Origin of the sequence: Saccharothrix sp. AJ9571, from assembly GCF_021725495.1 — a bacterium.
Classification (GTDB): Bacteria; Actinomycetota; Actinomycetes; order Mycobacteriales; family Pseudonocardiaceae; genus Amycolatopsis; species Amycolatopsis magusensis.
Genome location: NZ_CP091382.1, coordinates 4,169,243 through 4,191,571, shown reverse-complemented (window position 1 = coordinate 4,191,571; position 22,329 = coordinate 4,169,243). Strand labels below are relative to the sequence as shown.

Here is a 22,329-nt window from a genome sequence, read left to right as displayed (position 1 = left end):
GCAGCCTCCGTATAGTCGCCTCAGTCAACCGGAGGCAGCCTCATGTCAGGAACTTCATGGAACTGATCGACCGCGAAACGCGGAGCCCGGAGGTCGGCCGATGAGCGTGGGCATCTGGACCTTCGCGTTCGACGCGCGGCCCGTCGGCGAGGTCGTCGAGGCGGCTCAGGAGATCGAGGAACTGGGGTTCGACTCGATCTGGTTCGGCGAGTACGCCGGGCGCGAAGCGTTCACCCAGGCGGGTTTGCTGCTCGCCGCCACCAGCGGGCTCACCGTGGCGACCGGCATCGCGCGGTTCGGCGAGCGCACGCCCCACGCCGCGGCGGCCGCGTGGCGCACCCTCGCCGAGGCTCACCCCGGCCGGTTCGTGCTGGGGCTCGGCGGGCACCTGCCCGGCGACCGTCCACTCGAGAGGATCACCGGATACCTCGACGGCATGGACGCCGCCGAGCTGACCTTCCCGGCCGGTTCGTCCCGCCGCGTGCTGGCCGCGCTGGGGCCGCGGATGCTTCGCCTGGCCGCCGAACGCACCGACGGCGCACATCCGTACTTCGTCCCGCCGGAGCACACCGCGCTCGCCAGGGAAGCGTTGGGCCCCAACGGGTATCTGGCGGTCGAGCAGACCGTCGTACTCGATCCCGACCCGGCCGAGGCCCGCGAGAAGGCCCGCGAGTTCGTGCGCGGGTACGTCGAACTGGCCGCGCACCACCGCGCCAACCTGCGGCGCCTCGGCTTCACCGACGACGACTTCACCGAGGTGAGCGACCGGCTGGTGACCGCGATCGTGGCCCACGGCGGGGAACAGGCGGTGCACGACCGGATCCGCGCCCAGCTCGACGCGGGTGCGGACCACGTCTGCGTGCAGGTGCTCGGCGACGGCCTGCCACGTTCGCGGTGGCGTGCGCTGGCGGAGCTGGTGTAGCGTCGGCCGGGCGCGGCCGGGGCCGCGTCCCGTCCGCGGGCAGGGCCGAGCCCACCCCGGGCTCCACCCCCTTGCCAGCAGTGCTTTCTTCCTGCCCGGTACCGGCGGACAACGGGCGTGGGGAAGGAAGTACCGATGCTCAACGCCGAACAACTGCGCAAGCGCGCGAAGGATCTGCTGCGTGCCCACCGCGCGGGTGATCCCGATGCCGCCGACCGGCTCCGCGCGGTCCGAGCGGTCCTCGAACCGGTGAAACTGGCGGACGCCCAGCACGTGATCGCCCGGGAGCAGGGCTTTCCCAGCTGGCCGAAGTTGAAGTCCTATGTGGACAGACTCGCCCGGTTCGGTCCCGGGCTGCGGCACGCCTTCCACCCGGATGCGGAGTACTACACCGGGCGGGCGCTCGGCCTGCTCGCGTCGGCGAAGGACGGCACACCGGCCGCGGTCGCCGCCTTCGCCGCTCGCGGAGCCCCGCTGACCAGGGCGGGTGCCCGCACGGTGGTCGCCGTCGAGCACGGCTTCGACAGCTGGGCGGCGCTGCTGCGGCACGTTCGCGAACTCGGCGACGAGCCGTTCACGCGGGCCTACCGGGCGATCGAAGCGCAGGACGTGCCGGGGCTTTCGGCCGCGCTGGACCGCTTCCCCGACCTGGTCCACGCGCAGGGCACCAACGGCAACGACCTGCTCGGCATGGCCGCGGCCACCCATGACGAGCGCCTGGTGCGGGTGCTGCTGGACGCCGGTGCGCCCGTCGACCACGCGAACGCGCACGGCTGGACCGCGCTGCACCAAGCCGGATACAACGGCCTGCTGCACCTCGCGCGCATGCTGCTCGACGCGGGCGCGCGGGCGGACCTGTCCGCGCGCGGTGACGGCGGCACTCCCCTGGTCGTCGCGTTGTTCTGGGGGCACACGGCGACCGCGGAAGTGCTGGCCGCGCAGGCGGTCGCGCCGCGCAACCTGCGGGTGGCGGCCGGGCTGGGACGGCTGGAGTTGAGCGGTCCGGAGCCTGGTGCGCATCGGGAGTTCTACCGGCCGCACAGCGGTTTCCCGGCTTGGCGGCCTTCGGATGACCCGGGTGAGATCCGGGACGAAGCACTCTCGTGGGCGGCGCGCAACGACCAGGCGGACGCCATCACCGCCCTCGTCGCCCAGGGCGCCCGGCTCGACGCGGACGTCTACCGCGGCACGGCGCTCACGTGGGCCGCCGCGGGCGGGAAGAACCGGGCGGTGCGCCGCCTGCTCGACCTGGGCGCGGACCCGGACCAGCGCGGCACCTTCGGCGGACCGGACCACGGCGAAGGCGTCACCGCCCTGCACCTGGCCGCGCAACACGGGCACACCGAGACCATCGAACTCCTGCTCGCCGCCGGCGCCGACCGCTCCCTGCGCGACACCAACCACGAGGGCGATGCCCTCAGCTGGGCCGAATTCGGCGGCCACCCACTCGCCGCCGCCCTCCTCCGCGCGCCGTGAGGACGGGTCGATGTCACGAATGTGGCTTTGGGGGCCGATTCCGCCCCGAAAGCCACATTCGTGTCCCTCCGGGGGGCTACAGGTCCGCGGGGCGTTCGAATTCGGCGTCGTGCACGCCTGCGCGGAAGGCGGTCCATTCGGAGGGGGTGAACACGAGCACCTTGTCCCCGCCCGCTTCGCGCAGGGCGATGTAGGTGACCCCGTCGGTGTGCGGCACGAAAGCCACCTCACCTTCCGGCCCGGCCTGCCGCCACTGCGCGGCGGAGAGATCGAGCTGGTGCCGGATGTGCGCCTTGTCGTCCATGCGCACACGGTAGCGGCCCCGATCCGGAAATGGATCTTTCCGAACCGGGGCCGCGGGAAACCGATCAGGCGGTTTCGGTGATCGGCCGGTCCACCCACGACATCAGGTCGCGCAGCTTCTTGCCGGTCTCCTCGATCGGGTGCTGGGCGCCCTGCTCCTCGAGCTTGGTGAAGTTCGGCCGCCCGGCCTCGTCCTCGGCCACCCACTCGCGGGCGAAGGTGCCGTCCTGGATCTCGCCCAGGATCTTCTTCATCTCCTCCTTGACCGCGGGCGTGATCACGCGCGGGCCACGGGTGAGGTCGCCGTACTCGGCGGTGTCGGAGACCGAGTAGCGCTGGCGGGCGATGCCGCCCTCGTACATCAGGTCCACGATCAGCTTCAGCTCGTGCAGCACCTCGAAGTAGGCGATCTCCGGGGCGTAACCCGCCTCGGTGAGCACCTCGAAACCGGTCTGCACCAGCGCGGACGCGCCACCGCAGAGCACCGCCTGCTCACCGAACAGGTCGGTCTCGGTCTCCTCGGTGAAGGTGGTCCTGATGACGCCGGCGCGGGCACCGCCGATGGCCGCCGCGTAGGACAGCGCGAGTGCCTCGGCGCCACCGGTGGCGTCCTGCTCCACCGCGATCAGCGCGGGCACGCCCTTGCCGTCGACGAACTGGCGGCGCACCAGGTGCCCCGGGCCCTTCGGCGCGACCATCGCCACGTCGATCCCGGCCGGCGGCTTGATCAGCTCGTAGCGGATGTTGAAGCCGTGCCCGAAGAAGATCGCGTCGCCGTCCTTGAGGTTCGGCTCGATGTCCTCGGTGTAGATGAAGCGCTGCTTGGTGTCCGGCGCCAGGATCATGATCAGGTCGGCTTCCTTCGAAGCCTCGGCCGGGGTGAGCACCTTCAGGCCCTGCTCCTCGGCCTTCGCCCGGGACTTGGATCCCTCGGGCAGGCCGATGCGGACGTCGACGCCGGAGTCGCGCAGGCTCAGCGCGTGCGCGTGCCCCTGGCTGCCGTAGCCGATCACGGCGACCTTGCGACCCTGGATGATGCTGAGGTCGGCGTCGTCGTCGTAGAAGATTTCCACTGCCATGAGGGGTTACTGTTCCTTCCGAAATTGAACTGCGGCGCAAAGCGCCACGATGAGGGGTGGTGGTCGGGCGACGGGAGGGCTTTAACGAGTGCTGGTTGCGGTGATGGAACGCGGACCGCGGCCGACGGCGACCATGCCCGACTGCACGAGCTCCCGCACGCCGTACGGCTCGAGCATGCGCAGCAGCGCACCGATCTTGTCGCTGGTGCCGGTGGCTTCGACGGTCAGCGACTCCGGGGAGACGTCCACCACCTTGGCCCGGAACAACTGCACGGTCTCGAGCACCTGGCTGCGCACGGTGGCGTCGGCCCGGACCTTGACCAGCAGCAGTTCGCGGCGGACCGCGGTGGACGGTTCGAGCTCCACGATCTTGATGACGTTGACCAGCTTGTTGAGCTGCTTGGTGACCTGTTCGAGCGGTAGCTCGTCGACGGCCACCACGATCGTCATCCTGGACACCTCCGGGTTCTCCGTGGGTCCGACGGCGAGGGACTCGATGTTGAAGCCCCGGCGGGAGAACAACCCGGAAACCCGGGCGAGCACACCGGGCACGTTCTCCACGAGAACGCTCAGCGTGTGGTTGGTCATTGCGAAACCTCGTCGTCGTCGAAGAGCGGGCGGATGCCGCGCGCGGCCATGATCTCGTCGTTGCCGGTGCCCGCGGCCACCATCGGCCACACCTGCGCGTCCTTGCCGACCACGAAGTCGATCACCACCGGGCGGTCGTTGATCTCCATCGCGCGCTGGATCACCTGGTCGACCTCCTCCTTGGTCTCGCAGCGGAGACCGGCGCAGCCGAGCGCCTCGGCGAGCAGGGTGAAGTCGGGGATGCGGTGCTTGTGCGTACCGAGATCGGTGTTCGAGTACCGCTCCGAGTAGAAGAGGTTCTGCCACTGGCGGACCATGCCGAGGTTGCCGTTGTTGATCACCGCGACCTTGATCGGCGCGCCCTCGATGGCGCAGGTGGCCAGCTCCTGGTTGGTCATCTGGAAGCAGCCGTCGCCGTCGATCGCCCAGACCTGCTTGTCCGGCACGCCGAACTTGGCGCCCATCGCGGCGGGCACGGCGAAGCCCATGGTGCCGAGGCCGCCGGAGTTGATCCAGGTGGCGGGCTTCTCGTACTTGATGAACTGCGCGGCCCACATCTGGTGCTGGCCGACGCCCGCGGTGTAGATCGCGTCCGGCCCGACGAGCCGGCCGATCCGCTCGATCACGTACTGCGGCGCCAGCGTGCCGTCGGCGGGCCACTCGTACCCGGCCGGGAAGGTGTCGCGCCACGAGTCGATCTGCGTCCACCACGCGCCGAGGTCGGGCTTGTCGTTCTCCGCGCGCACGGCGGCGATGAGCTCGTTGATGATCTCCGCGCAGTCGCCGACGATCGGCACGTCCGCCTTGCGGTTCTTGGAGATCTCCGCCGGGTCGATGTCGGCGTGCACCACGGTGGCGTCCGGCGCGAACGAGGACAGCTGACCGGTGACCCGGTCGTCGAACCGGGCGCCCAGCGCGATCATCAGGTCCGCGCGCTGCATCGCGGCCACCGCGGCGACCGAACCGTGCATGCCCGGCATGCCCAGGTGCTGGCGGTGCGAGTCCGGGAAGGCACCGCGCGCCATCAGCGTGGTGACCACCGGGATGCCGGTGGTTTCGGCGAGTTCGAGCAGCTGCTTCGACGCCTGGGCCTTGATCACCCCGCCACCGACGTAGAGCACCGGGCGGCGCGAGCGCGCGATCAGCTTGGCGGCCTCGCGGACCTGCTTGCCGTGCGGGCGCAGCGTGGGCCGGTAGCCGGGCAGGCGCATCTCCGGCGGCCAGCTGAAGGAGGTGGTCTCCTGCAGCACGTCCTTGGGGATGTCGACCAGGACCGGGCCGGGGCGGCCGGTGGAGGCGAGGTGGAAGGCCTCGGCGATCACCCTGGGGATGTCCACCGGATTGGTGACCAGGAAGTTGTGCTTGGTGATCGGCATGGTGATGCCGCAGATGTCGGCTTCCTGGAAGGCGTCGGTGCCGATCAGCGCGCGGGACTGCTGCCCGGTGATGGCGACCACCGGCACCGAGTCCATGTTCGCGTCCGCCAGCGGGGTGACCAGGTTCGTCGCGCCGGGGCCCGAGGTGGCCATGCACACCCCGACCTTGCCGGTGGCCTGCGCGTACCCGGTGGCCGCGTGCCCGGCGCCCTGCTCGTGCCGGACCAGCACGTGCCGCACCTTCGTCGAGTCGAGCAGCGGGTCGTAGGCCGGGAGGATGGTCCCGCCGGGGATGCCGAACACCACCTCCGCGCCGACGGCCTCGAGCGAGCGCACGAGGGACTGGGCCCCGGTCACCCGGACCGGGGTGCCGGCCGGCGGGGTGGGCTTCGGACGGTGCCCGGGCACTGCGGCGGGCGGCCCGGCGTTCGTTTCCGATCGCGAGGTGGCGCTAGTCATCGGTTCTGCCTCGTGGGTGTCGGTGTCACTCGTTCGGGTGGCAAACGGGGCTGGGGCAACAAAAAACCCCCGCCGACCGATAAAGGTCGCACGAGGGTCGCGCGTCGACGCAGCGGGCTCTCCCTAAGCGTCGACGCGCTGAGGAAGTACGAGGCCGGTCTGCGGTGTCACGGCACGGACGTTAATCCTTCGGCGGCGAGGGTGTCAACTCTGCGGGATGGTGTGTCCGGATGCTGGGAGGCCGGACCCCGGTCGGAGGCGGGTCCGCGAGCGGTGCACCATCTGGGGGTGGCCGAAGAAACACCGCAGGACAACGCCCCCTCCGCCGCTCCCAGCGCCCCGAAGGCGATCTTCCGGGTACCCGCCACGGGGATACTGGCCGTGCTCTTCCTCGCGGTCTGTGTGACCCCGGTCGCATTCTCCCTGCCCGGCCTGCAGGCGCTCTACCTGCTCCCGCTGGGCATCGGCGCCTGGGTGATCCGCACGCGCACCACCGCGGACGCCGGCGGGCTCACCGTGCGAACCCTGTTCGGCAAGCGCGTGCTGCCGTGGGAATCGCTCAAAGGCCTTTCCCTGACCGAGAAGTCGAAGGTGATCGCGGTGCTCGGCGACGACACGAAGGTCGCGCTGCCCGCCGTGCGCACCCGGCACCTGCCGGTGCTCAGCCTGGTCAGCGGCGGACGGCTCGCGGACCCCAGCGGGCAGCTCGCCGAAGAGGAGTAATCTCGGGCCTACCGCACCCGGCATGGCCCTGTGGCGCGCACCCGCGCCTGGGCCGCACTCCTGCAGTTCTTCGAGCACAAGTTATGGAGGAGCCGTGCCCCCACTGCGCTCCCGCACCACCACCCACGGCCGCAACGCCGCGGGCGCCCGATCCCTGTGGCGCGCCACCGGGATGACCGACAGCGACTTCGGCAAGCCGATCGTCGCGATCGCCAACTCCTACACCCAGTTCGTGCCGGGGCACGTGCACCTCAAGGACCTCGGCGACATCGTGGCCGAGGCCGTCGCCGAAGCCGGCGGGGTCGCCCGCGAGTTCCACACGATCGCGGTGGACGACGGCATCGCCATGGGCCACAGCGGCATGCTCTACTCGCTGCCTTCACGCGAGATCATCGCCGACGCGGTGGAGTACATGGTCAACGCGCACCAGGCCGACGCGCTGGTGTGCATCTCCAACTGCGACAAGATCACCCCGGGCATGCTCAACGCCGCGATGCGGCTGAACATCCCGGTGGTCTTCGTCTCCGGCGGTCCGATGGAAGCCGGGAAGGCCGTGGTCGTCGGCGATGTGGCGCACCCCTCGTCGGACCTGATCACCACCATTTCCGCCTCGGCCAACGCGGCGGTGGACGAGCAGTCGCTGTCCGAGGTCGAGCGCGCGGCCTGCCCGACCTGCGGTTCCTGCTCGGGCATGTTCACCGCGAACTCGATGAACTGCCTCACCGAGGCGCTCGGGCTTTCCCTGCCGGGCAACGGTTCCACGCTGGCCACGCACGCCGCGCGCCGGGAGCTGTTCGCCGAGGCGGGCCGCACCGTGGTCGAGCTGTGCAAGCGCTGGTACGGCGAGGACGACGAGTCCGCCCTGCCGCGCACGATCGCCAACAAGAAGGCGTTCGAAAACGCGATGGCGCTGGACATGGCGATGGGTGGCTCGACGAACACCGTGCTGCACGTGCTCGCCGCCGCGCGGGAGGGCGAGATCGACTTCACCATCGACGACATCGACGCGATCGGGCGGCGCGTGCCGTGCCTGTCGAAGGTGGCGCCGAACTCCGACTACCACATGGAGGACGTGCACCGGGCCGGTGGCATCCCGGCCATCCTCGGTGAACTGTGGCGCGGCGGGCTGCTCAACGAGGACGTCACCTCGGTGCACACGCGCACGCTGGCCGAGTGGCTGTCCACTTGGGACATCCGGGCCGAGTCGCCGTCCGAGCGCGCGCTGGAGCTGTACCACGCGGCACCGGGCGGGGTGCGCACCACGAAGGCGTTCTCCACCTCGAACCGGTGGTCCTCTTTGGACACCGACGCGGCGAACGGCTGCATCCACGACGTCGAGCACGCCCACACCGCCGACGGCGGACTGGCCATCCTGCGCGGCAACCTCGCCGAAAACGGCGCGGTGATCAAGTCCGCGGGCATCGACGAGTCGCTGTGGCGCTTCCAGGGCCCCGCGCGGGTGGTGGAGAGCCAGGAGGAGGCCGTGTCGGTCATCCTCGGCAAGAAGATCCAGGCCGGTGAGGTGCTGGTGGTCCGCTACGAAGGGCCGGCCGGTGGTCCCGGTATGCAGGAGATGCTGCACCCGACGGCGTTCCTGAAGGGTTCCGGGCTCGGCAAGAAGTGCGCGCTGATCACCGACGGCCGGTTCTCGGGTGGTTCGTCGGGCATCTCGGTGGGGCACATCTCGCCGGAGGCCGCGGCGGGCGGCACGATCGGCCTGGTGCAGGACGGCGACGAGATCCTGCTGGACGTCCGCGAACGACGGCTCGAACTGCTGGTCGACGCCGACGTGCTGGCCGAGCGGCGGGCGAAGATGGAGGCGAGCGAACGGCCGTGGCAGCCGGTGGACCGGCAGCGCCCGGTGACCAGCGCCCTGCGTGCCTACGCCCGCATGGCCACCTCCGCCGACACCGGCGCCGTCCGCGACCCGAACCGCTGATTGCTATGAGTGGGGCATTACTAGCGATAAACGCTAGTAATGCCCCACTCATAGCATTGGCCCCTCACTCGTAGCATTGGACTAGCGGCACAGGGTGAGGACGAGGATCACCCCGGCGGTGGCGGCGAGCAGGCCGAAGATGGCGAACGGCATGGGCTTGCGCCGCCACGGGGTGTTCACGTCGAGCGCGATGCGGCCCGAGCCGGTGAACAGCAGCGTCAGCGCGGAAGCGGCCAGCAGCAGTTCGAACTCGAAGCCCTTGCCCGCCGCGCTGAAGAAACCGCCGCCGAACTTGACGTAGACGATGCTCGCGGTGACCCCGAGCAGGGCCGACGCGCCGATCGGGGTGAACAGCCCCAGCACCAGCAGCACCCCGCCGACCACCTCGCTCAGCGCGGTGATCCACGACAGCAGGGTGAACTGGCCGGTGAAGCCCAGTTGCTGCAGGTAGCGCGCGAAACCGTCGATGCCCGGCCCGCCGAACGAGCCGAACAGCTTCTGCAGCCCGTGCGCGCCCATCGTGCCGCCCAGCACCAGCCGCAGGACCAGCAGCCCGAAGTCCAGGCCGCCGTGCCAGCGGGTGCTGGTGTCCCTGACCGGCTTGTCCTCGACCTCGTCGATCAGGCTGGTCTGCGTGGTGGGGTAGGCGCTGTCGTCGAACAGGCTGCCGCCGCCGGTGCCGCTCGGCCGGTAGTCGTCATCGTGAGTGCTCACGCGCGCAGGGTAAGGGATACCGCTGTCCGGCGCAGCCCCCCACGCACCAACGGACCAGGGCTAGTACTCGCCGTGCACGAGGTTGTCCGGCAGTTCCCCGCTGGCGTACCGGCCGATCTCGGTGGCCGCGACGGCGTACGAACGCGCCCGCGAGCCCCGCGCGGACCCGGCCACGTGCGGGGTCAGCAGCACCCCCTGGATCGTCCAAAGTGGATGGTCCGGCGGCAGCGGTTCCGGGTCCACCACGTCGAGCGCGGCCCGCAGGCGGCCCGTGGCCAGCTCCGCGACCAGCGCGTCGGTGTCGGCCACCGCCCCGCGTGCGACGTTGACCAGCACCGCGCCGTCGCGCATCGAGGCGAGGAAGGCCGCGTCGACCATGCCGCGCGTGCGGGAGGTCAGCGGCACCATCAGCACCACCACGTCGTGCCGCGGCAGCAGTTCGGGCAGCTCGTCGACGCCCGAAACGCCTTCGCGGGCGGTCAGCCCGACCATGGTCACGTGTGTGTCGAACGGCTCGAGCCGCCGCCGCAGCTGCCGTCCGAGGTCACCGGCGCCGACGATCAGCACCCGCTTCTCCTGCAGCGTGTCGGTGCTGTGCCGGTTCCACACCCGCGCGGCCTGGTCGGCGCCGAACCGGCCCAGTTCCCGGTAGGTGGACAGCAACGCGGCAACCACCCATTCGGCCGTAGCCCCGCCGTGGGCCCCGCGGCAGGTGGACAGCAGCACGTCGGAGGGCACCACCGGGATCCAGTCCTCGGCACCCGCTGACAGCAACTGGATGAGTTTCAGCTTCGGCAGCTTCGGCAGCAGCTCGGGCGCCGAGCGCACCGGCCCCGGGACCAGCACCTCCGCTTCGGCGGCCTCCGACGGCAGTGCCGAACCCGGCGTGTACCGCACGGGTTTCACGCCGGGAACGCGGGAAAGCGCGGTCACCCCGTCTTCGTCGGGCACGAGCACGATGAGCGGCATGATCACCACGTTAGCCGGTCCGGGGCGCTCACCCGAGGTTCACGGGCGGGCGCCTACCCTCTGGAGATCATGCGCACCAGGTCACGGCGGATCGCCCGCTGGCCGCTGGCCCCGCTGGCCTGCGGCCTCCTCCTGCTGTCCGGATGCGCCGACTTCGACGGCACACCGACCGCCCAGGACTGGAAACCGGCTCCCGAGCTGACCCCGCAGGCCGGCCCCCAGCCGGAACTGCCCGGCGCGGACGGTTCCACGCCGGGTTCGCGCGGCCCGTCCGCGCCGCCGACCTCGGTGCCGCCGCCCCAGGGCTGCAAGGACTTCGACGAAGCGGTGATCGGCACCTGCATGGACACCGTGGCCGCGGTCACCGCGCTGCCCGGCGGGCAGAACCCGGCGGCGCTGGCCGGTGAGCGCAAGAGCGGCCGCGTCTTCCAGGTCTCTGCGGGCTCGGAGAAGCAGCTGTACGCCGAGCTGGCGGTCGACGCGACCGGCGGCGGCGGGCTGACCGGGCTCACCCTGTCCCCCAGTTTCGCCGAGGACCAGCTGGTCTTCGCCTACGTGACCACGCCGAGCGACAACCGGGTGGTGCGCTTCGCCCAGGGTCAGGAGCCGAAGCCGGTGCTCACCGGCATCCCGCGCGGCGGCAGCGGCAACCAGGGCTCGCTGACCACCGACGGCAACGGCGCGCTGCTGGTCGCCACCGGCAACGCGGGCAACCCGGCGGCCGCCGCCGACCCGAACTCGCTGGCGGGCAAGGTCCTGCGGATCGACACCTCCGGGCAACCCGCGCAGGGCAACCCGAACCCGTCGTCCGCGGTGCTGGCCAGCGGACTGACCGCACCGGGTGGCCTGTGCAAGTCCCCGGACGGCTCGCGGCTGTGGGTCACCGACCGCGCCGCCGACAAGGACCTGCTCTACCGGGTCACCGCCGGGCAGCCGCTGACCTCGCCGGCGTGGACGTGGCCGGACAAGCCGGGCGTCGCGGGCTGCGTGGACGGCACCAGCCTGATCATGGTGGCCACCTCGACCGCCGGGAACGTGCAGAACCTGCCGGTCGCCGCGGACGGCTCGATCAGCGGCAAGCCGTCGGCGACCCTGGACGGGCAGAACGGCCGCACCTACGGGCGGCTGGCCGGGATGGAGCAGATCAGCGCCGAACTGGCCGTGGCGGGCACGGTGAACAAGGACGGCGGGCAGCCGGTGTCCAGCGACGACCGCGTGGTGCTCATCGTCATCCAGCCCAGCGCCGCCATCCCCGGCAAGGACTGAGCCTCGGCGACCCCGCCGAGTGCCGTGAAAGTGGCTTTCGCGGCCCCGCCAGATGTCACGAGGCTCAGGGCTTCGCGGCGCGGATGGCGTCGGGGACGGTGATGCCGGGGAGTTCGTATTCGTCCCGCCGGCCGCACATGCCGTAGCCGCCGTGGCGTGACGGGGTGGCGGCAACCACGGTTGCCTGCGCCAGGTGGCTGCCATCGCCTTCCAGGAGAGCTTTCAGCTGGGCGCCGGTGCGTTCGGCCGCGGCCAGTGCGCCTTCCTGCCAGATCGGCAGCCAGCGTTCCACCTTCGGCGCCACGATCGCCGTCGCCGCGCGGAGGAACTCGCGCAGGGGGCCGTCGTCGCCGTCTTGCGTGGCTTCCCGCAGCACCAGGTAGCCCTCGACGGCCAGGTCACGCCGTCGCCGAGCCGCCGCGTCCGCTTTCGGGCCCTCCTTCGCGGGCAGAACGGCCGCTTCCGCGTACGCGTCCGGGTCGGCCAGCACGTCCGGCGGGAAGGTGAACACCGCGTCGCCCGCTTCCGGGAGGCCGCTGTTCTGCATCAGCACGGTGATCCGCAGGTTGTCCCGCTGGATCATGCGGTGCACGGTGCCCGGCGTGAACCAGACGATCGAGCCCGCCGACAGGTCGTGCTCCTCGTACCCGGACACCGTCAGCGTCTGCACCGCGCCGATCCCGCCGGTGACCACGTAGGCCTCGGTGCAGGTCAGGTGCATGTGCGGGCTCCCGCCGCGCACCCCGTCCTCGGCCAGCCATTCGTAGCAGCTCAAGTGCGAAACCCCGACCGCACCGGGAAGCGGGACATGCGACATCGCGCGTTCTCCTGCCAGCAGTTCCTACCGTGTTGACCGCTCGGGGGACGACCCCCGGGCCCCCGAACTACCGGGTGTTGACCGCTCGGGGGACGACCCCCGGCCCCCCGAACTACCGGGTGGCGCCATATCGGGCACGAGCGGCTCGGACGTCGAACACCGAGCCTGCCACGGAAGCCACCGCGGCGGCCAGCCCCAGGAACCGGCCCAGCGCCGGCTCGATCGACACCCCGCCGGCCTGCAGCACGCCGCGCTGGTCCTCGCTGAACTGCCAGTCGATCAACCACCAGCCGAGCACCAGCAACAGCAGCGACAACACCGCCACGATGAGCCACAGGTGCGGCAGCCCGTTCACCCGCGCCACCCGGGACTGGCCGAACACCACCGCGGCCACCCCCGCGACGAGCAGCAGGATCGGCGCGGCCCAGGCGAAGAAGCCCGAGTGCCACGCTGTCCGCACCACGTCACCGGCGGGCAGCTCGCGCAACGCCTCGGCGACCTCGGGATCGGCCGCCTGCAGCGCGGTCCAGGGCAGGAACATGGCGGCGAACGCCACGATCCCCGCCCCGAACCCGAGCCACTGCCACCACGGCACCTGCCTGAACTCCAACAACAAATGCCTCCATCCGCGAGGTCGCGCCGGTCACTGGGACGGGGCGCGCACGTCCGCCCCACGGGCGGGCGTGCTCCGTCCCAGTGACCGGCTCAAAAGCGTCCTCGCCGCCCGCCGGAGGCGGGGCAATCAAACACCGACGCGTTCCAGGACCAGTTCGCGGACGCGCTTGGCGTCGGCTTGGCCCTTGGTCGCCTTCATCACGTCACCGACGATCTTGCCCGCCGCTTGCACCTTGCCGCCGCGGATCTTCTCCGCGATGTCCGGGTTCGCCGCCAGCGCCTCGTCGACCGCCTTGTACAGCGCCGAGTCGTCCGAGACGACCTTCAGGTCGCGCTTCTCCACGACCTCGTCCGGCTCGCCTTCACCGGCCAGCACCCCGTCGACGACCTCGCGGGCCATCTTGTTCGTCAGCGCGCCTTCGCCGACCAGCGCGATCACCCGCGCCACCTGCGCCGGGCTGATCGCCAGCTCGCCCAGCTCCACGCCGAGCTTGTTGGCCTGCTGGTTCAGGTAGGACACCCACCAGCCACGCGCGTCGGCCGGGCTCGCGCCCTGGTCGACGGTCGCCGCGATCAGGTCGACCGCACCGGCGTTGATCAGGTCACGCAGTTCGGCGTCGGTCAGGTTCCACTCGGCCTGCACGCGCTTGCGCCGTTCCCACGGCAGTTCCGGCATGGTGCCGCGCAGTTCCTCGACCCACTCGCGGGACGGCGCGATCGGCACCAGGTCGGGCTCCGGGAAGTACCGGTAGTCCTCGGCGGTCTCCTTGGTGCGACCGGGCGAGGTGGTGCCGTCGGCCTCCTGGAAGTGCCGCGTCTCCTGGGTGATCGAACCGCCGTCGACCAGGATCGCCGCCTGGCGCGTCATCTCGTAGCGCACCGCGCGCTCGACGCTGCGCAGGGAGTTGACGTTCTTGGTCTCGGTGCGCGTGCCGAACTCGGTCGCGTCCTTGGCCATCAACGAGACGTTGGCGTCGCAGCGCAGCGAGCCCTGGTCCATCCGGACGTCGGAGACGTTCAGCGCGCGCAACAGGTCCCGCAGCGCGGTGACGTAGGCGCGGGCGACCTCGGGCGCGCGCTCCCCCGTGCCGGTGATCGGCTTGGTGACGATCTCGATCAGGGGCACCCCGGCGCGGTTGTAGTCGAGCAGCGAGTGCTCGGCGCCGTGAATGCGCCCGGTGGCGCCACCGACGTGCAGCGACTTGCCGGTGTCCTCCTCCATGTGCGCGCGCTCGATCTCGATGCGCACGACCTCGCCGTCGTCGAGGGTGACGTCGAGGTAACCGTTGAAGGCGATCGGCTCGTCGTACTGCGAGGTCTGGAAGTTCTTCGGCATGTCCGGGTAGAAGTAGTTCTTCCTGGCGAAGCGGCACCACTGCGCGATCTCGCAGTTGAGCGCCAGGCCGATCCGGATCGCGCCTTCCACCGCCAGGCCGTTGACCACCGGCAGCGCGCCGGGCAGGCCGAGGCAGGTCGGGCAGACGTGCGTATTGGGCTCGCCGCCGAAGCGGTTCTCGCAACCGCAGAACATCTTGGTCTTCGTGGACAGCTCCACGTGGACTTCGAGGCCGAGGACCGGGTCGAAGCGCTCGAGCACCTCGGCGTAGTCCATGGTTTCCGCCACGGCCGTCACTTCTTGCCGCCCTTCCGCAGCGTGCGCACCGCCAGCAGGGCACCGGTCACGGCCACCACGGCGCTCGCCGCCGCGTTGACCATGGTCAGCTTGTCCCCGTTCTCCCGCGCCGTGCGGACGCCGGAGAAGGCGCTGGTGGCGCTGGCCGCCGCGGTGCCGAGCGCGATCAAGCCGCGGACCTGGTTCTTCTTCTTGCTCATTTCGCTGCCTCCAGTTCCGGAACGCGGTGCACCAGTGAGCCGCCGGCGGCGGCGTCTCGCGCCACCTCGTAGGCGGCGCCGACCCGGTAGAGCCGGTCGTCGGCCAGCGACGGGGCCATGATCTGCAGCCCGACCGGCAGGCCGTCTTCTTCGGACAGTCCACTCGGGACGCTCATGGCGGCGTTGCCCGCCAGGTTGGACGGGATCGTGCACAGGTCGGCCAGGTACATCGCCATCGGGTCGCCGGTGCGCTCGCCGATCTTGAACGCCGTGGTCGGCGTCGTCGGGCTGACCAGCACGTCCACCTGCTGGAAGGCGGCCTCGAAGTCGCGCGTGATCAGCGTGCGGACCTTCTGCGCCGAGCCGTAGTAGGCGTCGTAGTACCCGGCCGACAGCGCGTAGGTGCCGAGCATGATGCGCCGCTTGACCTCGGGACCGAACCCGGCCTCACGGGTCAGCGACATGACCTCCTCGGCACTGTGCGTGCCGTCGTCGGCCACGCGCAGGCCGTACCGCATGGCGTCGAAGCGGGCCAGGTTCGAGGAGGCCTCGCTCGGCGCGATCAGGTAGTAGGCGGGCAGCGCCAGGGTGAAGTTCGGGCAGGAGACCTCGACGACCTCGGCACCGAGCGCCCGCAGCTGCTCGACCGCGGCCTCGAAGGACCGCAGCACACCCGGCTGGTACCCGTCGCCGGAGAACTCCTTGACCACGCCGACGCGCACGCCCTTGAGGTCACCGTTGAGGCCCTCGCGGGCGGCGGCGACCACCGGCGGCACCGGGGCGTCGATGGAGGTGGAGTCGAGCGGGTCGTGCCCGGCGATGACCTCGTGCAGCAACGCCGCGTCCAGCACGTTGCGCGCGCAGGGACCGGCCTGGTCCAGCGAGGAGGAGAAGGCGACCAGCCCGTAGCGGGAGACACCGCCGTAGGTCGGCTTCACGCCGACGGTGCCGGTGACCGAGCCCGGCTGGCGGATCGAGCCGCCGGTGTCGGTGCCGATGGCCAGCGCCGCTTCGAAACCGGCGATCGCGGCGGCGGACCCGCCGCCGGAGCCGCCGGGGATGCGGTCGTGCGCCCACGGGTTGTGGGTCGGGCCGAAGGCGGAGTTCTCGGTGGAGGAGCCCATCGCGAACTCGTCCATGTTGGTCTTGCCGAGGATCACCACGCCCGCGTCGCGGAGCTTGCGGGTGACGGTGGCGTCGTACGGCGGCAGCCAGCCCTCGAGCGTGCGCGACCCGCAGGTGGTCGGCAGGCCCTTGGTGGTCAGCACGTCCTTCAACGCGAGCGGGACACCGGCCAGCGGCGAGGCCTGGCGGCCCTCGGCGGTCTCGGCGTCGACCGCGCGGGCGGCGGCCAGCGCACCCTCGGTGTCGACGTGCAGGAACGCGTGCAGCGACCCGTCGACCTCGGCGATCCGGTCCAGGTGGGCCTGGGTGACCTCGACCGCGGAGACCTCACGGGACTTGATCTTGTCCGCCAGTTCGGCGGCGGTGAGCCTGGTCAGCTCGGACATGCTTACTCCTCCCCCAGGATGCGCGGCACGCGGAAGCGGCCGTCTTCGGCGGCCGGCGCCCCGGCCAGCGCCTGTTCCTGCGCGAGGCTGGGCCGGACCACGTCCTCGCGGAAGACGTTGGTCAGCGGCACGGCGTGCGAGGTGGGCGGGACGTCCTGGTCGGCGACGACGCCCACCTTGGCCACGGCGTCCAGGATCTGGTCGAGCTGACCGGCGAAGGTGGCCAGCTCCTCGTCGGTGACGGCCAGCCTGGCGAGCTTGGCCAGGTGTGCGACCTCGTCGCGGGAAATGTTGGGCACGCGGGTGACTCTCCGTGGCTCTGCGGGTGGGCAGGTCGGTTCTTCCGAGGTCGCCAGTCTATGGCGGCGCGCCCGGGCGACTCGACTGGGTTATCGCACCCCCGTGGCGTCCCGCGACCCGGACGGCGAATCCCCATCGTCATCTCCGTCTGCCACAATCGGCGCCCGGCACCTGCGTGGACGGCGAGGCTCCGCGCCCGGCGTGAGAGGGGTTCGCTGTGTCGTTCCTGATCCGGGTCCAGCTCCCGGACAGCCCAGGGACGCTCGGCGCGGTGGCCACCGCACTGGGCACGGTCGGGGCCGACATCCTCAGCGTGGACGTGGTCGAGCGCACGAACGGCGTGGCCATCGACGACCTGGTCGTGGAGCTGCCCACCGGCAGCCTGCCCGACGCGCTGATCACCGCCGCGGAGAGCGTGGAGGGCGTCGAGGTCGACGCCGTGCGCCCGTACGCCGGCGTGCTCGACACGCACCGTGAACTGGAGCTCGTCGAAGAGATCGCGGCGACGCCGAAGACCGGGCTGGACCTGCTGGCCCAGGGCGTGCCGCGGATCATCCGCTCGGGCTGGGCCATCGTGGTCACCCCATCCGGCGATTCCCTCCAGCGGCTCGCGTCCTCCGCGGCCGCCCCGGAGGCCCCGATCACCGACCTGCCGTGGCTGCCGCTCGAACGCGCGACGGTCCTCGACAGCGAGGCGGCGTGGATCCCGGAGACGTGGAAGGAACTGGGGACGGAGCTGGCGGCCACCCCGCTGGGCAAGCCGGACCGGGCCCTGCTCGTGGGCCGCCCGGGCGGCCCGATGTTCCGAGCCGCCGAAGTCGCGCGCCTGGCGCACCTGGCCGGCATCGTCGCCGTCGTCCTGGACGGCTGATCTTCCTTCACTCGCCCGGGTGACTTCGCCTCGTCGGGTTGCGCCGTGAATGTGGCTTTCACGGCATGGGCTCGAAGACTCAGGGGAAGGTCGGCATGACTCGCAAGTCGGGAGCGACGGCGGCCATGGTGTCGTAGTCGCGGTCCTGGTGGAGCAGGACCGCGCCGGTGCGCAGGGCGACCGAAGCGATCAGGCAGTCCATCAGGACGCGCACCGGCTTGCCGATTTCGCGGCACCGCAGGTATAGCTCACCCGCGGTGTCGAAGTCCAAATCGGGCTCGACGCCTAGTTGCACGGCGTTGTCCAGCAGCCGATCGACCAGCGCCAAGTTCTTCCGCTTGGTACCGGCCCGGACCTCCATGGCCACCGGCTGGGTGACCGCGATCCGCTGAGGATCCTTGCGGAGTTCACCGACCGCTTCCGCCGCTGGAGAACCGGTGTCGCGAAGCCATTCGATCCACGCCGAGGTATCGATCAGGTGCAGGTCTACCACTCGGCTACCCGATCACCGCGCAGCTCACCCAGGTCGCCTTCCCAGCCGATGCCCCGCACCGCGTCCAGATCGGCCTCGCTCAACCGAGGACCCGCCACCTTGCGCAAGGCGAAGTTGACGGCTTCCTTCTTGGTCCGCAGGCAGTACCGCTGCATAACCCGCTCGACGAGTTCGTCGTCGAGATCAATGTTTGTGCGCGCCATACACCAACTATACACCTGCCAGGCGAAGCCCCTGCTCAGCGACGCAGGGTGGCGGCGATGGGGGCGAAGGTGTGCATGTGCTGGTCCGAGACGACGTGGTAGCTCAGGCCGTAGGCCGCTCGGCGGTGTTCCAGTTCGTCGGCGATGCGGGCGGTCGAGCCGATGACGCGCGACGGCATGGTCAGGACGAAGTCGGCGGCGGAAGCGCCCCAGCCCCGTTCGAGGGCGGTGCGTTCGGCGGCGGCCCGGTGGTCGTCGGTGATTTCGAACGACAGGATCTGGCTCAGTTCGACCTCGCGGCCCGACTCGCGCACCCACGAGACCTTGCGTCGCATGGTCTCCGGGGAGCGTTCCGACATCGCGTCCGAGATGGAGCCGCCGGGCAGGGCGATCGGCAGGATGCCGGCCACGTCCGCGAGCCGCCCGGCCAGGCGCAGCATGCGCCGGCCCCCGGCGCCGACCAGCAGCGGTGGCCGTGGCGCCGGCGGGTGCACGGACAGCTCCCGCACCCGGTAGTGCGCGCCCGAGTAGGTCAGTTCCTTCCCGCTCAGCAGGCCGTCCAGCACCTCGAGCGACTCCGCCAGCCGTGAGACCCGGGTGCCGGCGGGGTCGAACGGCAGGCCGGCGCGGTCGTACTCGTCCAGCAGCCACCCCGCGCCGATGCCCAGTTCGAACCGGCCGCCGGACAGGTGTTGCAGGGTCGCGGCCTCCTTCGCCAGCAGCACCGGGTGCCGGTAGTCGTTGGACAGCACCAGCGTGCCCACCCGCAGCCGCGTGGTCGCCGCGGCGACGGCGGTCAGGGCGAGCATCGGCGACAGCTGGTCGCCGAACGGCTCGGTGACGAAGTGGTCCCGCAGCAGCAGGGTCGAGTACCCGAGCCGCTCGGCCTCCTTCGCCGTCTCGATCAGCTGCGCACCATCGCGCACGGACTCCGCCACCACGCCGAACCGGAACTCTCGCATGCACCGATCTTCGACCGGCCACCCGAACCAAGCTGGCGGTTTCCGGACATCACTCTGTGGCGGCCGCCGGCTCCTCCGTGACCAGCGCGACCTCGGCCGCCGCCTCCGGACCCCGGTCCAGCAGCACCCGGAAGCCGTTCTCGTCGAGCACCGGCACCTTCAACTGCACGGCCTTGTCGTACTTCGACCCCGGCGCGTCCCCGACCACCACGAACGCCGTCTTCTTGGACACCGAGCCGGCCGCCTTGCCGCCCCGGGCCATGATGACCTCCTTGGCCTCGTCGCGCGAGAACGTCTCCAGCGAGCCTGTGACCACAATGGACAGACCCTCCAGGTTGCGCGGGATGGAGGTGTCGCGTTCCTCCTCCATCCGCACCCCGGCCCGGCGCCACTTCTCGACCACCTCGCGGTGCCAGTCGACCTCGAACCACTCCTGCACCGCGTGCGCGATGGTCGGGCCCACGCCGTCGACGTCGGCCAGCTGCTCCTCGGTCGCCTGCTCGATCAGCTCCAGCGAACCGAACTCGCGCGCCAGTGCCTGCGCCGCCGTCGGCCCGACGTGCCGGATCGACAGCCCGACGATCACCTTCCACAGTGGACGGTCCTTGGCCGTGTCGAGGTTCGCCAGCAGCCGCCGCGCGTTGGCCGAGAGCTCCCCCGCCTTGGTGCGGAACAACTCGACCTCGGCCAGGCGCTCCTCGTCGAGGTCGAACACGTCGCCCTCGTCGGCCACCGCGCCCGCTTCCAGCAGCGCCGACGCGGCCTCGTACCCGAGCACCTCGATGTCGAAGGCACCGCGCCCGGCCAGGTGGAACAGCCGCTCGCGCAACTGCGCCGGGCAGGTCCGCGCGTTCGGGCAGCGGATGTCGACGTCGCCCTCCTTCTGGTGGGCGAGCTTGGTGCCGCATTCGGGGCAGCGCGTGGGCATCAGGAACTCGCGCTCCTCGCCGGTGCGCACGTCGACCACCGGCCCGAGCACCTCGGGGATCACGTCACCGGCCTTGCGGATCACCACCCGGTCGCCGATCAGCACGCCCTTGCGCTTGACCTCCTCGGCGTTGTGCAGGGTGGCCATCGAGACGGTGGACCCGGCCACCTTCACCGGCTCCATCACCGCGAACGGGGTGACGCGGCCGGTGCGCCCGACGTTGACCTGGATGTCGAGCAGCCGGGTGGTGGCCTCCTCCGGCGGGTACTTGTAGGCGATCGCCCAGCGCGGCGCGCGCGAGGTGGTACCGAGGCGGCGCTGCAGCGACACCTGGTCGACCTTGATCACCACGCCGTCGATCTCGTGCTCGGCGTCGTGCCGGTGCTCGCCCCAGTACTCGACGTGCTCGTTCAGCTCCTCCGCCGACTCGAGCACCTTGGTGTGCGCGGACACCGGCAGCCCCCAGGCCGCCAGCGCCTCGTACGCCTCGGACTGGCGCGTGGGCTCGAAACCGTTCCGCTTGCCCAGCCCGTGGCAGATCAGCCGCAGCTTGCGGCTCTTGGTCACCTTCGGGTCCTTCTGCCGCAGCGAACCCGCCGCGGTGTTGCGCGGGTTGGCGAACGGCGGCTTGCCCGCCTCCACCAGCCGCGCGTTCAGCTCGGTGAAGTCCTCCACCCGGAAGAACACCTCACCGCGCACCTCGACCAGGTCCGGCACCGGGAACCGGTCGGTGGCGGTCAGCCGGTCGGGGACCTGGTCCAGGGTGCGGACGTTGAGCGTGACGTCCTCACCGGTGCGGCCGTCGCCGCGGGTCAGCGCCCTGGTCAGCTTGCCCTTCTCGTAGAGCAGGTTGATCGCCAGCCCGTCGATCTTCAGCTCGCACAGGTACTGGGTGGAGCCGATCTCGCGCTCGGTGCGCTCCACCCAGGCGGCCAGTTCGCCGGTGTCGAACGCGTTGTCCAGGCTGAACATGCGCTCGAGGTGGTCGTGCGCGGTGAACTCGGTGGAGAAGGTGCCGCCGACCTGCTGGGTCGGCGAGTCCGGCGTGGCCAGGCCGGGGTGGGCTTCCTCCAGCTCCTCCAGCTCACGCAGCAGGGCGTCGAACTGGCCGTCGGACACGGTCGGCGAGTCCAGCACGTAGTACCGGAACTGGTGCCCGCGGATCTCCTCGGCGAGCGCGGTGTGGCGCTCGCGGACGTCGGCCGGGACGTCCGCGATGTCCTGCGCGGCCCCCTGGGCGACGTGGTCTGGCGGTAGTTCTTCGCTGCTCACAGTGGGTAAGACTAGTCGGTACCACCGACATTTTCCGGCGACAGCCCGCGGACGAGGGAACGCAGCTCGACCAGGGTGATGGTGTCCGCGGGCTCGGTTTCCGCGGTCTCCACCCGCCTCAGCCGCTCGGCCGCCAGCCGCTCACCGAGCGTGGCGTCGAGCGGCAGGAAGGTCATCGCCTTGCGGGACTCGGCGGTCAGTTCGGCCAGCAGCGGATGGAACACCGCCACGTCGACCACCTGTTCGGCTTCGTCCACCTGCGCCACCACGCGGACCTCGCGGAGCGGGATCCGGTGCTCGCCGAGGTTGACCGTCACCTCCGCCGGGTCCGGCACCGGCGGCACCGAGTCGTGGTACTCCCAGATCGCGTCCTCGGCGGGCGCGGCGGCCTTCCACGCGTCGGTGTAGCGCCGCAGTTCCGGGTCCTCCTGACCGGTCAGCACGAGCGAGTAGATCGCGCGCTGACCGCGGTCGAGCGAGAACTGGAGATCCGGGTGCACCAGCGCGACGGCCTGGCACAGCTCGTGTTCCACGCGCTGCGGCTCGCGGTCGCCGAGTGCCGCGCTGATCTCGGGCAGCAGCTCGAACCAGCGCTCCCAGAAGGCCGCCGCGGCGGCTTCCGGGTCCTCGGGCACGGTCTGCTCCGGCCACTCCGTTCGCGGATCGGGGGTGGCTGGCTTACGGCGGAAGAGGTCCCGGATGCCCACGGA

Annotated in this window: 23 protein-coding genes; 6 read left to right on the top strand and 17 right to left on the bottom strand. The window is 71.0% G+C overall.

Annotated features, from left to right (window positions below; all coding sequences use genetic code 11):
• Positions 1 to 100: 100 nt before the first annotated feature.
• Together L3Q67_RS19215 and L3Q67_RS19210 are read left to right on the top strand one after the other, a co-directional pair.
• The gene (locus L3Q67_RS19215) at positions 101 to 922 is read left to right on the top strand and encodes an LLM class oxidoreductase (RefSeq protein WP_499190790.1); all 822 of its coding nucleotides are present in this window, start codon (positions 101 to 103) and stop codon (positions 920 to 922) included.
• A gap of 135 nt (positions 923 to 1,057) precedes the next feature.
• Positions 1,058 to 2,398, top strand: coding sequence for an ankyrin repeat domain-containing protein (locus tag L3Q67_RS19210; protein ID WP_499190789.1), 1,341 nt, complete (start codon positions 1,058 to 1,060; stop codon positions 2,396 to 2,398).
• A gap of 76 nt (positions 2,399 to 2,474) precedes the next feature.
• Here the strand turns inward: L3Q67_RS19210 and L3Q67_RS19205 are convergent, their stop codons facing one another.
• The 4 genes from L3Q67_RS19205 to L3Q67_RS19190 form a co-directional block, all read right to left on the bottom strand.
• A complete protein-coding gene (locus tag L3Q67_RS19205; RefSeq protein WP_499190788.1) occupies positions 2,475 to 2,702 on the bottom strand; it encodes a DUF397 domain-containing protein in 228 nt (75 codons plus the stop codon).
• 64 nt (positions 2,703 to 2,766) lie between these two features.
• Entirely contained in the window at positions 2,767 to 3,780 is a 1,014-nt protein-coding gene (ilvC, locus tag L3Q67_RS19200) for an NADP-dependent ketol-acid reductoisomerase (protein ID WP_499190787.1), read from the bottom strand.
• A gap of 81 nt (positions 3,781 to 3,861) precedes the next feature.
• Positions 3,862 to 4,368 (bottom strand): acetolactate synthase small subunit, encoded by a 507-nt coding sequence (gene ilvN, locus L3Q67_RS19195; RefSeq protein WP_113693759.1) that lies wholly within the window; start codon positions 4,366 to 4,368, stop codon positions 3,862 to 3,864.
• A complete protein-coding gene (locus tag L3Q67_RS19190; protein WP_499190786.1) occupies positions 4,365 to 6,203 on the bottom strand; it encodes an acetolactate synthase large subunit in 1,839 nt (612 codons plus the stop codon). The genes ilvN and L3Q67_RS19190 overlap by 4 nt, the downstream gene beginning before the upstream one ends.
• Positions 6,204 to 6,491: 288 nt before the next feature.
• Here L3Q67_RS19190 and L3Q67_RS19185 point away from each other — a divergent pair, with 288 nt between their 5' ends.
• Both L3Q67_RS19185 and ilvD read left to right on the top strand, forming a co-directional pair.
• Positions 6,492 to 6,926, top strand: a complete 435-nt coding sequence (locus tag L3Q67_RS19185) for a PH domain-containing protein (protein WP_499190785.1) — start codon at positions 6,492 to 6,494, stop codon at positions 6,924 to 6,926.
• 94 nt (positions 6,927 to 7,020) lie between these two features.
• A complete protein-coding gene (ilvD, locus tag L3Q67_RS19180) occupies positions 7,021 to 8,865 on the top strand; it encodes a dihydroxy-acid dehydratase (RefSeq protein WP_499190784.1) in 1,845 nt (614 codons plus the stop codon).
• A gap of 81 nt (positions 8,866 to 8,946) precedes the next feature.
• On the opposite strand, the gene L3Q67_RS19175 is transcribed toward ilvD, so the two are convergent.
• Together L3Q67_RS19175 and L3Q67_RS19170 are read right to left on the bottom strand one after the other, a co-directional pair.
• Complete coding sequence (locus L3Q67_RS19175; RefSeq protein ID WP_499191579.1) at positions 8,947 to 9,489, bottom strand: DoxX family protein; 543 nt, start codon at positions 9,487 to 9,489, stop codon at positions 8,947 to 8,949.
• 150 nt (positions 9,490 to 9,639) lie between these two features.
• Entirely contained in the window at positions 9,640 to 10,548 is a 909-nt protein-coding gene (locus L3Q67_RS19170) for a 2-hydroxyacid dehydrogenase (protein ID WP_499190783.1), read from the bottom strand.
• 69 nt (positions 10,549 to 10,617) lie between these two features.
• Here L3Q67_RS19170 and L3Q67_RS19165 point away from each other — a divergent pair, with 69 nt between their 5' ends.
• Positions 10,618 to 11,814 (top strand): PQQ-dependent sugar dehydrogenase family protein, encoded by a 1,197-nt coding sequence (locus tag L3Q67_RS19165; RefSeq protein WP_499190782.1) that lies wholly within the window; start codon positions 10,618 to 10,620, stop codon positions 11,812 to 11,814.
• Between the two features lie 64 nt (positions 11,815 to 11,878).
• On the opposite strand, the gene L3Q67_RS19160 is transcribed toward L3Q67_RS19165, so the two are convergent.
• From L3Q67_RS19160 to gatC, 6 genes are all read right to left on the bottom strand, one after another.
• The gene (locus L3Q67_RS19160) at positions 11,879 to 12,631 is read right to left on the bottom strand and encodes a cupin domain-containing protein (protein ID WP_499190781.1); all 753 of its coding nucleotides are present in this window, start codon (positions 12,629 to 12,631) and stop codon (positions 11,879 to 11,881) included.
• 112 nt (positions 12,632 to 12,743) lie between these two features.
• Positions 12,744 to 13,244 (bottom strand): hypothetical protein, encoded by a 501-nt coding sequence (locus tag L3Q67_RS19155; protein ID WP_499190780.1) that lies wholly within the window; start codon positions 13,242 to 13,244, stop codon positions 12,744 to 12,746.
• 129 nt (positions 13,245 to 13,373) lie between these two features.
• Positions 13,374 to 14,879 carry an Asp-tRNA(Asn)/Glu-tRNA(Gln) amidotransferase subunit GatB gene (gene gatB / locus L3Q67_RS19150; RefSeq protein WP_499190779.1) on the bottom strand — a complete coding sequence of 502 codons (1,506 nt, stop codon included), beginning with the start codon at positions 14,877 to 14,879 and terminating at the stop codon, positions 13,374 to 13,376.
• Positions 14,876 to 15,079: a hypothetical protein gene (locus tag L3Q67_RS19145; protein WP_282771184.1), complete on the bottom strand. Its 204-nt coding sequence runs from the start codon at positions 15,077 to 15,079 to the stop codon at positions 14,876 to 14,878. Before L3Q67_RS19145 ends, gatB begins: the two co-directional genes overlap by 4 nt.
• Positions 15,076 to 16,590, bottom strand: coding sequence for an Asp-tRNA(Asn)/Glu-tRNA(Gln) amidotransferase subunit GatA (gatA, locus tag L3Q67_RS19140; RefSeq protein WP_499190778.1), 1,515 nt, complete (start codon positions 16,588 to 16,590; stop codon positions 15,076 to 15,078). The genes L3Q67_RS19145 and gatA overlap by 4 nt, the downstream gene beginning before the upstream one ends.
• Positions 16,591 to 16,592: 2 nt before the next feature.
• Positions 16,593 to 16,889, bottom strand: a complete 297-nt coding sequence (gatC, locus tag L3Q67_RS19135) for an Asp-tRNA(Asn)/Glu-tRNA(Gln) amidotransferase subunit GatC (RefSeq protein WP_113693768.1) — start codon at positions 16,887 to 16,889, stop codon at positions 16,593 to 16,595.
• A gap of 218 nt (positions 16,890 to 17,107) precedes the next feature.
• Between gatC and L3Q67_RS19130 the strand changes: the two genes are divergently transcribed.
• Entirely contained in the window at positions 17,108 to 17,761 is a 654-nt protein-coding gene (locus tag L3Q67_RS19130) for an ACT domain-containing protein (protein ID WP_499190777.1), read from the top strand.
• A gap of 79 nt (positions 17,762 to 17,840) precedes the next feature.
• On the opposite strand, the gene vapC is transcribed toward L3Q67_RS19130, so the two are convergent.
• The 5 genes from vapC to L3Q67_RS19105 are packed head-to-tail and all read right to left on the bottom strand — an operon-like array spanning position 17,841 to position 22,326.
• Complete coding sequence (gene vapC, locus L3Q67_RS19125; RefSeq protein ID WP_499190776.1) at positions 17,841 to 18,254, bottom strand: PIN domain nuclease; 414 nt, start codon at positions 18,252 to 18,254, stop codon at positions 17,841 to 17,843.
• Positions 18,248 to 18,457, bottom strand: coding sequence for a type II toxin-antitoxin system VapB family antitoxin (locus L3Q67_RS19120; RefSeq protein WP_499190775.1), 210 nt, complete (start codon positions 18,455 to 18,457; stop codon positions 18,248 to 18,250). The genes vapC and L3Q67_RS19120 overlap by 7 nt, the downstream gene beginning before the upstream one ends.
• 35 nt (positions 18,458 to 18,492) lie before the next feature.
• On the bottom strand, positions 18,493 to 19,419 hold the full coding sequence (locus L3Q67_RS19115) for an LLM class oxidoreductase (RefSeq protein ID WP_499190774.1): 927 nt from the start codon (positions 19,417 to 19,419) through the stop codon (positions 18,493 to 18,495).
• 49 nt (positions 19,420 to 19,468) lie between these two features.
• Positions 19,469 to 21,619 (bottom strand): NAD-dependent DNA ligase LigA, encoded by a 2,151-nt coding sequence (gene ligA / locus L3Q67_RS19110; RefSeq protein ID WP_499190773.1) that lies wholly within the window; start codon positions 21,617 to 21,619, stop codon positions 19,469 to 19,471.
• Between the two features lie 11 nt (positions 21,620 to 21,630).
• On the bottom strand, positions 21,631 to 22,326 hold the full coding sequence (locus L3Q67_RS19105) for a hypothetical protein (RefSeq protein ID WP_499190772.1): 696 nt from the start codon (positions 22,324 to 22,326) through the stop codon (positions 21,631 to 21,633).
• Positions 22,327 to 22,329: the final 3 nt, after the last annotated feature.

Bases quoted from the DNA above. Each gene is read 5' to 3' on its own strand.
- L3Q67_RS19145 (WP_282771184.1), bottom strand. From the start codon at position 15,079: ATGAGCAAGAAGAAGAACCAGGTCCGCGGCTTGATCGCGCTCGGCACC.
- L3Q67_RS19165 (WP_499190782.1), top strand. From the start codon at position 10,618: ATGCGCACCAGGTCACGGCGGATCGCCCGCTGGCCGCTGGCCCCGCTG.
- L3Q67_RS19210 (WP_499190789.1), top strand. From the start codon at position 1,058: ATGCTCAACGCCGAACAACTGCGCAAGCGCGCGAAGGATCTGCTGCGT.
- L3Q67_RS19170 (WP_499190783.1), bottom strand. From the start codon at position 10,548: ATGCCGCTCATCGTGCTCGTGCCCGACGAAGACGGGGTGACCGCGCTT.
- L3Q67_RS19215 (WP_499190790.1), top strand. From the start codon at position 101: ATGAGCGTGGGCATCTGGACCTTCGCGTTCGACGCGCGGCCCGTCGGC.
- L3Q67_RS19115 (WP_499190774.1), bottom strand. From the start codon at position 19,419: ATGCGAGAGTTCCGGTTCGGCGTGGTGGCGGAGTCCGTGCGCGATGGT.
- gatA (WP_499190778.1), bottom strand. From the start codon at position 16,590: ATGTCCGAGCTGACCAGGCTCACCGCCGCCGAACTGGCGGACAAGATC.
- L3Q67_RS19120 (WP_499190775.1), bottom strand. From the start codon at position 18,457: ATGGCGCGCACAAACATTGATCTCGACGACGAACTCGTCGAGCGGGTT.
- L3Q67_RS19205 (WP_499190788.1), bottom strand. From the start codon at position 2,702: ATGGACGACAAGGCGCACATCCGGCACCAGCTCGATCTCTCCGCCGCG.
- L3Q67_RS19190 (WP_499190786.1), bottom strand. From the start codon at position 6,203: ATGACTAGCGCCACCTCGCGATCGGAAACGAACGCCGGGCCGCCCGCC.
- L3Q67_RS19160 (WP_499190781.1), bottom strand. From the start codon at position 12,631: ATGTCGCATGTCCCGCTTCCCGGTGCGGTCGGGGTTTCGCACTTGAGC.
- ilvC (WP_499190787.1), bottom strand. From the start codon at position 3,780: ATGGCAGTGGAAATCTTCTACGACGACGACGCCGACCTCAGCATCATC.
- ilvN (WP_113693759.1), bottom strand. From the start codon at position 4,368: ATGACCAACCACACGCTGAGCGTTCTCGTGGAGAACGTGCCCGGTGTG.